11 protein-coding genes are annotated in these 12,814 nt (G+C 35.0%); 6 read left to right on the forward strand and 5 right to left on the reverse strand.

Annotated features, from left to right (window positions below):
- Positions 1–52: 52 nt before the first annotated feature.
- From LC457_RS05370 to LC457_RS05385, 4 genes are all read right to left on the reverse strand, one after another.
- A complete protein-coding gene (locus LC457_RS05370; protein WP_047422658.1) occupies positions 53–685 on the reverse strand; it encodes a TetR/AcrR family transcriptional regulator in 633 nt (210 codons plus the stop codon).
- A 6-nt stretch (positions 686–691) separates the two neighbouring features.
- Positions 692–1,948, reverse strand: a complete 1,257-nt coding sequence (locus LC457_RS05375; RefSeq protein ID WP_047422657.1) for an aminotransferase class I/II-fold pyridoxal phosphate-dependent enzyme — start codon at positions 1,946–1,948, stop codon at positions 692–694.
- Positions 1,949–2,376: 428 nt separating this feature from the next.
- Complete coding sequence (locus LC457_RS05380) at positions 2,377–2,733, reverse strand: AraC family transcriptional regulator (RefSeq protein ID WP_223598945.1); 357 nt, start codon at positions 2,731–2,733, stop codon at positions 2,377–2,379.
- A 93-nt stretch (positions 2,734–2,826) separates the two neighbouring features.
- On the reverse strand, positions 2,827–3,564 hold the full coding sequence (locus LC457_RS05385; protein WP_223598946.1) for a response regulator transcription factor: 738 nt from the start codon (positions 3,562–3,564) through the stop codon (positions 2,827–2,829).
- An 88-nt stretch (positions 3,565–3,652) separates the two neighbouring features.
- On the opposite strand from LC457_RS05385, the gene LC457_RS05390 reads away from it, so the two are divergent.
- The 3 genes from LC457_RS05390 to LC457_RS05400 all read left to right on the forward strand — a co-directional run bounded on the left by LC457_RS05390 (position 3,653) and on the right by LC457_RS05400 (position 8,648).
- Positions 3,653–4,300: a DUF1349 domain-containing protein gene (locus LC457_RS05390; protein WP_223598947.1), complete on the forward strand. Its 648-nt coding sequence runs from the start codon at positions 3,653–3,655 to the stop codon at positions 4,298–4,300.
- 740 nt (positions 4,301–5,040) lie between these two features.
- Complete coding sequence (locus LC457_RS05395) at positions 5,041–8,031, forward strand: HAMP domain-containing sensor histidine kinase (protein ID WP_223598948.1); 2,991 nt, start codon at positions 5,041–5,043, stop codon at positions 8,029–8,031.
- A 5-nt stretch (positions 8,032–8,036) separates the two neighbouring features.
- Entirely contained in the window at positions 8,037–8,648 is a 612-nt protein-coding gene (locus LC457_RS05400) for a response regulator transcription factor (RefSeq protein ID WP_223598949.1), read from the forward strand.
- Between the two features lie 129 nt (positions 8,649–8,777).
- Here LC457_RS05400 and LC457_RS05405 read toward each other — a convergent pair whose 3' ends face one another.
- Entirely contained in the window at positions 8,778–9,623 is an 846-nt protein-coding gene (locus tag LC457_RS05405) for a hypothetical protein (protein ID WP_223598950.1), read from the reverse strand.
- A 260-nt stretch (positions 9,624–9,883) separates the two neighbouring features.
- Here LC457_RS05405 and LC457_RS05410 point away from each other — a divergent pair, with 260 nt between their 5' ends.
- From LC457_RS05410 to LC457_RS05420, 3 genes are all read left to right on the forward strand, one after another.
- Positions 9,884–10,840, forward strand: a complete 957-nt coding sequence (locus LC457_RS05410) for a helix-turn-helix domain-containing protein (protein ID WP_223598951.1) — start codon at positions 9,884–9,886, stop codon at positions 10,838–10,840.
- Between the two features lie 116 nt (positions 10,841–10,956).
- Positions 10,957–12,159 carry an MFS transporter gene (locus tag LC457_RS05415; protein WP_223598952.1) on the forward strand — a complete coding sequence of 401 codons (1,203 nt, stop codon included), beginning with the start codon at positions 10,957–10,959 and terminating at the stop codon, positions 12,157–12,159.
- A 199-nt stretch (positions 12,160–12,358) separates the two neighbouring features.
- Positions 12,359–12,772, forward strand: coding sequence for a hypothetical protein (locus LC457_RS05420; RefSeq protein ID WP_047385698.1), 414 nt, complete (start codon positions 12,359–12,361; stop codon positions 12,770–12,772).
- Positions 12,773–12,814: the final 42 nt, after the last annotated feature.

The raw sequence follows: 12,814 nt of genomic DNA on the forward strand, positions 1-12,814 counted from the left end.
TTCAAATATCAACAAAAAAACATTTCTGCTTAAATCGGAAAACTTTTAACCCTTATTTTTTTTTACTGTATGCAAAGTCAATCAATTCAACAATAGCCCCTTCAATCTCTTTTCTTCCTTCTTCAGTTTTCAGATCAATACCACAGAATTTGTTGGCATTATATCCTGTATAAAGGTTAAGATAGTAAGCACCAGAAACAATCAGAGCCATAATTGCTCTATGTCTTGTTGCGACACCTTCCCCGAAGTAAGGATCTGAGATATTTCCAAACAAAACCTCACCTACATCTTCACGTTGTTCAACCAGTTTTTTAAGAATAGGTTTGCTTTCTGAAAGTTCCCAAAGGATAATTTTCTGAAGTTCTTTATTTTTCTTCAGGTTTTCGAATTGATTAAGTACAACCATTTTGGTAAGTTCATGTCCGCCGTCGGAAAAATCCATATCAACGTCCTGATTGACCTGGCTCCAGTAATCCTGAGATTTGATATATTCATCGATCAGTTTATCTGTACTTCCAAAGTACTCATAGATCAATTTTTTATCAAATCCGGCCACCGCAGCAATTTTACTTACTTTTAATCCGGAGTACCCTTTTACTCTTAAAATTTTACCAACTGCAGCAAGCAGTTTTTGCTTTGTTTTTTCTTTGTCCCTAATGGGGCCCTGCACTACTTTTCTAGGCATAATTTATTATTTTTTTGCAATATGCAATTTTTTATTAATATCATCAAACGCATTCAGCGTTTTGTCGAGATGTTCTTTTTCGTGTCTGGCAGTCACACTCATCCTTATACGCGCATCTTTTCTTGGTACGGCCGGGTAAAGAATCGGGTTGGTATAGATTCCTTTTTCTATTAGTAGTTTTCCGGCTTCTCCTGTTACATAAGGATCTCCAATTTTTACGGGAATAATTGCGGAACACGTAACTCCTGTGTCTAATCCTAAATCATCAAGCCCTTTTTTGAAATAATTGATATTGTTCCAGAGTTTTTCTCTCCAGATAGGTTCTTCGTCTATTAAATCAATGGCTTTAACAATTCCTGCGGATGATGGCGGAGCTGTTGCTGAGAAAATCTGCTGACGGGATTGGAATCTGATAAATGCTGCTATTTTTTTATCAGCAATGACATATCCTCCAAGGTTACCAAACGTTTTACTGAATGTTCCTGTGATGATGTCTACTTTATCCAGCAATCCAGCCTGTTCCAAAGTACCTCTTCCTGTTTCTCCAAGGATACCGACACCGTGTACGTCGTCTACCATTAGAAAGGCATTATACTTTTTTACAAGATTGTAGATCTCATTAATACGGGAGGTATCACCATCCTGGGAATACACTCCGTCCACAATAACGAGTTTCGTACGGTACAGATTTTCAGATACCTTCAAAATGTGTTCCAAAGATTCCAAATTATTGTGTGGAAATGTTTTTTTATTGGTAAAAGCGCATCCTTCGTGTACACTGGCATGCACTGCCATGTCTAAAATAGCCAGATCTTCTTTCTGCATTAAGCATTGTAAAGAAGCACTATTAGCGGTATAACCGGTAGTAAATACTACGGCTTCATCTTCTGTTCTTTTAAAAAAACTTGAGATTTTTTTTTCTAAGGCATTATGGTAGTCAAAATATCCACCGATAAGAGGAGTAGCTCCTGTTCCTGTACCATATTTTTCGATTCCTTCAATGGCAGCCTGTTTTACTTTGGGGTGCTGTGTAAATCCTAAATAATCACTTGATACAAAACTAACAAATTCTCTGTTTTGGTTTGCAATATTTACATTCAGTATCGCATTGGTTCCTGAAGTGTTCTTCAGTCTGTAATTCATGTGTCCATTAGACTTTACATAGTCTAAATATTCATAAAAAATTTCAGCCCTTTGAGCCATATCATTATCTGGTATATTCTCAAAGTCTTTAATAGTTGCTGTTGTGAAATTGATGCTCATCCTTAATCTTGTTTGTTGTGGTTTAAAAGAAACAAATATATAACTATTTAGAGGGCTTGAACGCCTGCATTAAGATTAAATATTATTAAAGACACAATAATTTATTCTTATGATCTGGTAACCAAACTATTTTATATATCTGTATCTTTTAATGTTTTTTTTCCTATTGAATTAATTAGTTTTTTCTTACCTAAATTTAATAAAAAAAGTAAACAATAAAGAAATATTAATATATAAATAATAAAAAAAGGCGATTATTTCTTACAACCATCTCATTTATAAAAGTTTATTTTAAGCCCGTTTTCACGTAATTATTCACTAAAACACCTATAATAATGGAAAACTCTGCCTGTTTAAATCCCTACCAAGAGAGGCAAATCGTCACAAATTCCCTACTACAGCAATTTTAAAGAAATAAAATAAGCAGGTTAAAGCCTGTTACAATTCCTGAATTCTCCGGGAGTTGAACCGGTCATTTTTTTGAAAAATTTTGAAAAGTTGGATGGGTCGTAAGTAAAAATACGGGCAATTTCTGCAACTGATTTATCGGAGTTTATAAGCATCTGTTTGGCCTGTTCGATAATTTTTCCATCATAAAAATAACAGGGATGTTCTCCGGTTTCTTTTTTAACCGTATCCGTGAGATGTTTATGAGAAACTGCAAGTTCTCCGGCAATTTCGTTCAGTTCCATAAAATCAGGAACGGTCCCGGAAATAACATCCTGAATATGTTTGTCCAGAAAGGTAAAATATTGATGGGTAATTTCTTCACTTCTTTTCATCATTTATTGTTCTTGCTAATCTGTATTCAAGGTATAAATTTAATGATAAGATACAAAATAACATGGTGAACTTTTCGGATATTTCAGACTGAATGTTCAATAAAAACTGTCTTTGAAGGCTTGTGTAGAATTTTTTACTTTCAGTTTTTCGAGAATATTCTGCCGGTGTCTGCTTACGGTATTGACACTTATGAAAAGTAGATCTGCAATTTCTTTGCTGGCGTAGCCTTCCCCTACAAATTTTAAAACTTCCAATTCTCTTGGACTCAGAATATTTTTATAATCAAGTTTATCTTTTACAACAACTTCCCCTTTTATTGTATTAATAATCATAAAATCAGGGACTGCAGATGAAGTCAGGGCAATATTGTAAAGACAGAGAGCCAGTCTCAATCTGCCATTGAAAGGAGAATACACATAAAACATACGGTGTTTTACCCAACGGTATTCTTCATTTTTATCCTTCATCCTGATTTTTGATACAACACTGTATTCTGTGCGCTCTTCCATTTCCATAGCTTCCAGTAATTTAAAAAAACGGAGTTCATGGATATATTTCTTCAGCCGGTCGTCAGGATGGATTTTTTTCAGCATCTCTTCTTCCCAGATTGAGTCAATTTTTGTGGGATTTTCGCCCATAGTCAGTCCCAGTTCACCAGCTGCTGCAGATTTATAGATATAGCTTTTATTTGCCTGCATATCGCTCAATACACAGATTGCCCCTTCCATCTGAGAGTACACAAGTGCCCTTTGCTTGTAGACTTCTATATCAAGCATGCATTTTCTGGAAGCGTTATCGAGCAATTTACCACTGAGCTGTTCACGGATTTCCATAATGGTTATTTATCAGTATTGACGCGAATGAGGTTTAATAATACTTTTGCTAAAATAATAATTTACCCTTAGAATTTATCCAAAGAGAATGAAGAAATTGATTTTAGGCTTTTGCGCCCTATTCCTGATTCAAAAGCTTTCTGCACAGAGTCTGGAAAAAATGACATGGTTCAATGAACCTGAAAAATGGGAAATCAAAAACAACAGCCTTTCGATGTTTGTAACACCGCAGAGTGATTACTGGAGAGTTTCCCATTATGGATTTACTGTGGATGACGCTCCCTTTTATTATGCCACTTATGGTGGTGAATTTGAAGCAAAAGTAAAAATCACCGGTAGTTATAAAGCAAGGTTTGACCAGATGGGCCTTATGCTGAGAACCGACAAGGAGCATTACATCAAAGCCGGAGTGGAATTTGTAGACGGCAAATATAATCTGAGCACTGTGGTAACCCACAACAAAAGTGACTGGAGTGTTATAACATTGGAAAAAACACCTCCTGCGGTATGGATAAAAGCAGTAAGAAGGCTGGATGCTGTGGAAATATTTTATTCTTTTGATGATAAAAATTATATCATGATGCGGAATGCGCCTCTTCAGGATAATACCCCGGTAATGGTGGGTTTAATGGCCGCCTGCCCTGACGGACAGGGATTCAATGCGGTTTTTGAGAACTTTAAAGTAAAACATCTTCCGGATGAACGCAGACTGAAGTGGCTTGAAAACAATAAATAACGATTGAATTACATTTCAATATACAATCAGTTTAATTCACCTCCTGTATTTATGGGAGGTTTTTGTATTTTTAAAAATTGATTTTTTGAATCGGAGAATAAAAAAGAGGCCTCACTTTTAAGAAGCCTCTTTTGTTTTTGAGATAAAGCCGTTTGTGTTCTTAGAATCATTATTTATACAATAAATCTTCTTTATTCGTTGTGAAAATATTTTTGCAAAAATATGAATATTCATAAGCCTTGACAAAGATATCATGTAGAATTAACCTCAGTTTTTTGTCAAATTTTTACTACAAAAAGCAATTAAATCCAGCTAAAAACCGTTCATCAGGAAATCTTAAAAAAAACAGAAAAGCATCAATATTTATTATTTGCAAAATCCTAAAACCAATCACAAGTTCGGTACAGCACTGAGATTTATAGGAATATTTTCAAAATGAATACAGTATAAATTTATCACTTATTATTGAAATATCATAATATTTCTGAAAATTTCATGTACCCTATCGTCTGCAAACCGGGATAAAACTTGTACAAAACAGATTTTAAGATACTGATTTATCGCCATAATTTCACTATTTTTACACAATCAAAAAATATAAAACACAAAAGACCTGAAAACTTCAATGATAAAAATTTATTTTCAATCGTTCCTGCCCATTAAAAAAACATTGACTTGTACAAACATTATTAACCGTCTTTTGCATTAGTGCAGGAGATATAGATCAGTTTTGCACATATATGAGAGTTTGGGCATTTATATTTGCTTGCATCTATTTAAACATTCACGGGCAGAGCCACACTTCTACGTGGTACAATATAGACAATGGGCTTCCGCAAAGTAGTGCAAAGGCCATTGTCAAAGACAGATATGGTTTTATATGGATCTCCACAGAAAACGGTCTTGTACGGTATGACGGGAGTTCGTTTATTACGTTTAATAATTTCAAAGTAAACAATCTTCATTTCGGGGAATTTATTGGTGATCCGCTTCTGGACAGTATTACGGTCCTTAATAATTTTCAGGAGAATAAAATTATCATTAAAAACAGGTTTCCAAAACTTTCCAATCTTATGGGGAGTGATAAAATGGCTTTTTCCAATGGCAATACTATTGTACAGCGAATTGCCAATAATATTATAACCTCAAGTTTCTATAATGATATTCATTATTTTATACAGTTTAAAAATTCAGCCTATTATTTTACAGAAAAGAATGCCATTATCTATAAAGAGGGAAAAAAGGAGACCAAAATAGCAATCCCTTTTACCAATAAGGATCTGAACAATACTTTTGTACTGAATGAAACTTTATTTATTAATGACCTGAAGAAAAGAAAAACCTATTCTATTCATAAAGGGCAGCTTTCTGTTTCTGAAGAACCAACACTTTTTAATCATCCGGATACCAAGATTTATTGGCAGCAGATTACCAATCAGACTTTTATCATCAATCATGATAATATTTATATTTTAGAAGGCAATGAAAAGGACCTCCGCTTAAAATTTCTTATAAAGTTTGAGGAAATAGGCAATCACTCCTACTGTTCTATGTATTTTGATAAAGACTTCAATAAACTTTATCTGGGAACGCTTAATAACGGGCTTAATGTACTTAAACTTACCAATTTTTATATATCAAAAAAAGAAGCAGATTTTTCCAACAATGTGTACTACGCTTCTCTACCGTTCAGTAAAAGTACCATCATTGCGGAGGACGGAACAGAATTTGGAAAAAATGGTATCGTTAATAAACACCTTTTCGGGTGCAATGACAATTATCTGATGATGTATGACAATTCTGAAAACATTCTGATCAGAAAGAGAAACAGTATTATCAGGTACTACAAAAATTCAGGGTACAAAAAGAAAGATTCTACTTTTATCAGCAATGGGTTTGAAAGTTTCATGAAAAGCGGAAATCTTTATGGAACTACATTTACGGATCTTTCAGGTACTCAACTTCGCCTTCATAAAAGCAACCTGTTCACCAACCCGGATTTTATTTATAATTTTAAAAGTTTTGTCAATATTTTTTTCCAATACAGTGATCAGGAAATTTTAACCGGGAATAGTGATGGTTTGTATTCGATAATACTGGGAAGCAATGCAATAACTCCCATCATTAAAAATATTCATATTAAAAGTATTTTCAGAACAAAGGATAATCTGATCTGGATTACTACGAATAAAAGTGGGTTTTATCTTTTCAAAAACCACAAACTCATCAAGATGCCGAATGACAGGAATGGCTATCTGCAATCTGCTCATTATATGCTGGAAGATCAAAAGGGTGCTTACTGGATTTCTTCCAATAATGGTCTTTTTAAGGTTCCTAAAAAACAACTGCTTCAGTACGCAGAAAACAGAAAAACTCCGGTCTTCTATTACCGTTTCACCAAAAGAGACGGCTTTCTGACGAATGAATTCAATGGGAGTTCGGAGCCTAATGCCTATGCTTTGGAGAATGGAGAATTTGTATTCCCATCAATGGACGGTTTTGTGTTTTTCAACCCCAATAATATCCGGACTTATTATCCGGAAAGGAATAAAATCTATATTGAAAGAGTAAAAATCGGAAATGCTGAACCTCAATATTTTCACCAGACGCTTGATTTAAAGAATGATTATAAGACGGCGGATGTTTTTATTGATATTCCTTATTTTTCTAATCCGGAAAACCTTTATCTCGAAGGAAAAATATCAGGAAAGGAAAATACTGAATGGGAACAGATTGCAACAGGAAACGAATTAAAATACACCGTCAGCAATCTTTCTCCGGGTGAATATACACTTAGCATAAGAATCCTTATCTCTCCGGACGGAAAGTATGAGGTTAAAACAGTCCGTTTCAACATTCAGCCACTTTTTTATCAGACATTGCTGTTCAGAGTGTCTGCTTCTGTTATCATATTGATTATTATCATTGTGATTGTTCAGCTGACGACCAATTTTTTAAGAATAAAAAATAAAGCATTAAAGCAAATTGTCCATAATAAAAACTCTGAACTGAAAGAAACGTCTCTTCATCTTGAATTGGTAAAAAGCAACCTGCAGAAAGAAACGGAATATCAGAAAAAACTGGTGGAAACCATCAGCCACGATATCACCACTCCTATCCGCTTTATCGCCATGCTTTCTCAGAAACTTCATGAATCTGATGATGTGGAGCTTCAGAAAAAATATTTTGACAGTATTTATAAATCTTCGGAGCAGCTTTACCAATTTACACTGAATTTAAAAGAATATACCGAACTCTATAAAGCTGAGAATATTTTTGAAGAAAAGGAATATCCTATCAACAGAATCCTGGAAATCAAAAACAGGCTATTTTGTGAAATTGCCAAGGAAAAAGGAACAACAATCACCCAACTTGCTGAACGCACCATATATTCTAAAGTAAACGAAAGTATTTTAACAGCCATTATTCATAACATTCTTGATAATGCTGTGAAAAATACCTTTGAAGGAAACATCACCCTGAATATTACAGAAACCCAACAAAAATCTACAATCATAATCGCTGATACAGGTATCGGAATGTCTGCAGAACAGATTGCCACTTATATGAACCTGTTCAGAAACCCTAAGCTTGAAACTCCCAGCTTCAAAGGGAAAGGTCTTGGTCTGCACATGGTCATCCATCTGGTGAAAAAGATCAACGCTGAAATCAGTTTCAGCCAAAACAAGCCTTCGGGGACGGTTGTAAAAATAATACTCAATAAAAACTAACCTCTATGAATGAAAGAATTTTAATCGCTGATGATCATTATGTTGTAAGGGCAGGAACCTCTCTGGTTCTTGAAACTGCTTATCCGGAGTTGAAAATAGATTTTGCAGAAAACTATGACCAGGTGAAGAAAAAGCTTGGCAGTTCACGTTTTGACCTGCTTATTTTAGATATTGACATGCCTGGAACTCAGTATAAAAAAATGATTCCGGAGCTTAAAAATATACAGCACGACCTCAAGATTCTTATTTTCTCAGGATATGATAAAGATGTTGCCATCCAATATATCAGAGAGGGTGCCGAAGGTTACCTGAATAAGCAAAGCAGTGAGGAAGAAATCAAAAATGCTGTGAAAACAGTAATCGAAAAAGGATATTTCTATCCCGTGGAACTGATTGGTCTTATTATTCAGAACAAAAGAAACAACCCTGTAGAAAAGTTGTCATCCCGTGAATATGAAATCTTCAAGCTGCTTGCTGACGGAAACGGAAATCTTGAAATTGCCAACAGACTTAATATCCAGATGTCTACCGTGAGTACTTACAAAAAAAGAATTTTTCAAAAGCTTGATGTCACCAACATTGCAGAGCTTATTAAGGCCTACGAAATGATGCATTAACAAAAGGGGCCGGAATCTCATAGTATTCCGGCCCCAGAAAAAATACAAATCTCATTAGATTTTCATCAGTTGATCAGTTGATTTTTTTATAAAATCAATGCATTTTTAGAATCATAGAAAAGGTTTCGGTTAATATAACCTTTGCACAGACAGAAACAATTCTCTTGTATTATCAGAGGTATTGGAGTCTGTAGTGGAAGCATTGCTACTTCCTGTAGTTGATTTGTTATCTACACGGAATGCATAATACACTCTGTACCATCTTGGTTCCGGTTCCTGTATGGTAATATCAAAAGTAACAGTCTCATTATGAGTCTGGGTAAGATAAACACCATCATCAAACTGTCTGTAAGCTCCTGGTGATAATTTAATATTTCCGTTGTCAGAATCTCCTGTATGAGTGGACATTTCAGAAACCCATATCTTCACATCTGAAGTTCCCACATTATAAAGTCTTGGGTTAAAAGTTGTGGCTGCTCCTGTTCCTGCTGAGCTGCTGTCAAATTGGGCATCAAGTCTTAAAAAACCTCCCAATACAGGAAGATCAGAAAGATAGGTACTCGCTAAAGTATTTGTTCCAGAAGTACCTGCTGGTATACTTCCATGATAGTAAATTAAATCTCCAACAGTAATATCATCATCTTTCCCTCCAAAAGCAAACTTCCATGTTGTTCCGTTAAACATATAATATCCGGCTTTATCTACCTTTGCCGTCTTTGCAGAAGGTATAGTTACAGCTTGAGTCACATACACCAATGCTCCGGTTTGCGCCGCTAAATAGACATCATCTTTCGCCCTCAGCTGATCGCCCGTTACCCTGGGAGCCATTACACCATCAGGAACAGTTGTGACATCCGGCTTACCTTCTACGTGTAATGTTACTTTAGGAGAATCTGTATTGATACCAACCTGAGAATACATAATAGTTGAAACACACATCATTATGCCAATAAGAGGTAATTTTATTTTCTTCATTTTAGTATATTTGTTTAAAATTTATTTAGGGATGAATAAATCATGTGGATCAATTGACATATTATCAATTAACCCTTGTTGAGCTAGCTGGTGCAAAGTTATCTTCGCTGATAAATCAAATTCCTTAATAATCAATGAAAAACCGGAAACGGTTCACCAAAACACAAATAACTAACAATCAACGTTTTATTGCAGTCATTTTTTGATATTTGACTGTTACAAAGCGTATTGAAATGATTTAAAATTATCTGTTACCACAAATGAATATCGCAAAAGACATAAAAATAGAACAGTACAAAAGACAGTTAATTCATTATTATACTATTCTGATGTGTGTGATTCTTGCTGTATTTGGGTTGATATTTACTTTTATCATCCCGGATAAAATAATGGCATGGTATCTTTATGGAGGACTTTTTTTACTGATATATACTTATCTGATTGTACGCAAATCTTACTCAGTAAATGTAATGGTACATTCTTATGTTATTATTGCGACTCTCTATAATTTCTACATTATGCTTGTTTTCTGGAATAATTCTATAGCAAGTTTTGTGTGGCTTATTCCGATTCCGCTGGCAGCCTATGTTTTCTTTTCAAGAAAATATGTCTTTATTTACAGCCTTTTTGTTCTATTGAATATTATAGCTGGATATCTTATTTCAAAAAATTTCAGCTTTGACTTCCCTCTGCACAGCCAGGATGATGTAAGAATTACGGATACTATCCTTATGGTTTCTAATGTGGCTGTAATATCCCTTCTGATCTATTTTAAAGATAAAATAAAAAGAGTTGAAATTTACCATGAAATTGAAGAGAAAACTCTGAATCCGGAAGTTCAGCCAACCTTTGTAGCAGAAAAAGCTCCTTTTGCAGATGAACTGTTTGAGAAAATTGAGTTTGTCATGAGAGAAAAACAGTTGTATAAAGATGTTAATTTCAATATTTCAAAGCTTTCTGCAGAAATGGATATCAATAGCAGCTATATTTCAAAATCCATCCGTACAAAAGGGTATCCCAATTTCAATAATTATCTGAATATGCACAGAATTGAGTGTGTAAAAAGACTGCTTACTGAAAATGATATTGAGAAAGTAACTCTTATGTATATTTATACCGAAGCAGGGTTCTCCAACCAATCTACTTTCAACAGGGTGTTCAAACAGATGGAAAGCATTACTCCTTCCGAATACATCAGCAGTTTGCAAATTCACTGATTTGTTTCACCAATACATATGATTGAAATAATGATTTTTAAATTCGGAAAATAATCAGGAAATTTACAAGACTTAATTTTTCTGTCAAACCACTGCATTTTAATTGCAAAAAAATCATGAATTCATCTGAAAAAGCCAATCAGGGAAGCTCACGTTTCCGATATATAAAACTTTGTATTTTCTTTTCAGGACTTTCGGTTTTTGCACAGCTTTATCTTTTCCAGCCCATGCTGCCTATGGCTGCAGAACAGTTCGGGGTGTCTGTAGGTGATACTTCCCTTCTTGTCTCTTCCTCCACAATAGGTATGGCATTAGGGTTATTATTTTTTGCTTTTAAAGCTGACAGCTATTCAAGAAAAGGTCTGATGGTCTTTTCATTGATTTCATCTGCACTGCTTACCATTATTTCCACCTGGATCCCAAGTTTAAGTCTCCTGATCGCTATCGGAGTACTGAAAGGCTTTGTTGTTTCCGGAGTTTCGGCAGTTGCGCTGGCTTATCTCACAGAGGAAGTGAATGCTCTGGCAGTACCGGCAGCCATCAGCATGTACCTCAGCGGTAATACGATTGGCGGAATGAGCGGAAGAATTATGGCTACCCTTCTTGCAGGTGAATTCGGATGGCGTAATGCTGTTCTTTTTATCGGAATAGAAAGCTTCATCCTTGGGGCTGTATTCTGGAAATTATTTCCGGAGTCAAGATTTTTCAACCCACAGAAAACGGATTATCATCTTAAGGTAAAACAGATGAAGTTTTTTCTGACTAACCCTTATATGCTTCGATTGTATTGCACAGCTGCTTTACTGATGGGTGTTTTTGTGAGTGTTTATAATTATCTGACGTTCAGACTGGAAGCAAAACCATTTTCGTTAAGCCATTTTATCATTGCTTTTATCTTTCTCATGTACATTTTCGGAGTCTTTGGTACGATGATCACAGGGCGTCTTTCCAGAATGTTTCCCATGAATGATATCCTGAAAGGTTCCATCCTGTTTATGCTCACCGGAGCCGCATTGTTATTATCTGAAAATATCTATATTCTTATTTTCGGACTTGGTCTTTTTACTCTTTCCTTTTTCGCAGCCCACACGATGGCCAGCCAGATGACTGCATTGTATGCCAAACGTGGAAAGTCTTCAGCTACTTCTATTTACTGGCTGTTCTATTATTTTGGTTCCAGTATTCTGGGTAGTGGTACCGGTTATCTCCTTCATGCTTATTCCTGGAATGTCTTCATAGGAATTCTTATCATAGCTGTTATTATAGCCCTTCTCTTAACTACGGCTAATGTATTACCTAAAGGAAGAGCAAAAAACTAGTACCACATACATACCACATCCACTTTTTTGGGCAATATGCCATAATTCGCCTATGAGTGTACTATTTTAACATATTATTAATTTTTTATAGAGAAAATTTAACCTAACCTTCACTAAAACAGCCTACAACAATATGATGCCGGGCATAGTATTTGCTATTTATACAGGACTTTATCATCACCTAAAAAATCAAAATATCATGAACGTAGCAGATTTAAAAATCAAGAACTTGGTGGAGTATAATAATCAGATTTATACGATCTCCGAGATCTTTCACAATGTCGAACAGGCTTATTTTGTAAAAATTGAAAATGATATTCAAAGTATCTCAGTCCCGGCAGCTTCTATCAAACCTATCAAAATAACAGAAGAATGGCTTGAGAAACTGGGGTTCTCAAGAACGTACAGTTCAGATAAGAGTATACGGTATGAAAGACCGGAACCTTTTATAAAATACGATATAGACCTGAGTTCCAGAAAAATACTGGAAGGTCTGAAAATATATGGGAACGCTATAAAGTGTAAATACATCCATGAGTTTCAGAACATTTTCTCAAGCTTATTCGGAAAAGAAACAGCTTTGCATTATGGTTATTTGAAAACAGAATCGTAGTTTAAATAGTTCTAAGCTGTAGAAGACCACAATTTAACTTGT

Origin of the sequence: Chryseobacterium sp. GVT01B, assembly GCF_019970045.1 — a bacterium.
Taxonomy (GTDB): Bacteria; Bacteroidota; Bacteroidia; order Flavobacteriales; family Weeksellaceae; genus Chryseobacterium.

What these genes read in the sequence shown, in the direction of transcription:
- LC457_RS05370 (WP_047422658.1), bottom strand. Translation starts at nt 685, where the DNA reads ATGCCTAGAAAAGTAGTGCAGGGCCCCATTAGGGACAAAGAAAAAACA.
- LC457_RS05375 (WP_047422657.1), bottom strand. Translation starts at nt 1,948, where the DNA reads ATGAGCATCAATTTCACAACAGCAACTATTAAAGACTTTGAGAATATA.
- LC457_RS05380 (WP_223598945.1), bottom strand. Translation starts at nt 2,733, where the DNA reads ATGATGAAAAGAAGTGAAGAAATTACCCATCAATATTTTACCTTTCTG.
- LC457_RS05385 (WP_223598946.1), bottom strand. Translation starts at nt 3,564, where the DNA reads ATGGAAATCCGTGAACAGCTCAGTGGTAAATTGCTCGATAACGCTTCC.
- LC457_RS05390 (WP_223598947.1), top strand. Translation starts at nt 3,653, where the DNA reads ATGAAGAAATTGATTTTAGGCTTTTGCGCCCTATTCCTGATTCAAAAG.
- LC457_RS05395 (WP_223598948.1), top strand. Translation starts at nt 5,041, where the DNA reads ATGAGAGTTTGGGCATTTATATTTGCTTGCATCTATTTAAACATTCAC.
- LC457_RS05400 (WP_223598949.1), top strand. Translation starts at nt 8,037, where the DNA reads ATGAATGAAAGAATTTTAATCGCTGATGATCATTATGTTGTAAGGGCA.
- LC457_RS05405 (WP_223598950.1), bottom strand. Translation starts at nt 9,623, where the DNA reads ATGAAGAAAATAAAATTACCTCTTATTGGCATAATGATGTGTGTTTCA.
- LC457_RS05410 (WP_223598951.1), top strand. Translation starts at nt 9,884, where the DNA reads ATGAATATCGCAAAAGACATAAAAATAGAACAGTACAAAAGACAGTTA.
- LC457_RS05415 (WP_223598952.1), top strand. Translation starts at nt 10,957, where the DNA reads ATGAATTCATCTGAAAAAGCCAATCAGGGAAGCTCACGTTTCCGATAT.
- LC457_RS05420 (WP_047385698.1), top strand. Translation starts at nt 12,359, where the DNA reads ATGAACGTAGCAGATTTAAAAATCAAGAACTTGGTGGAGTATAATAAT.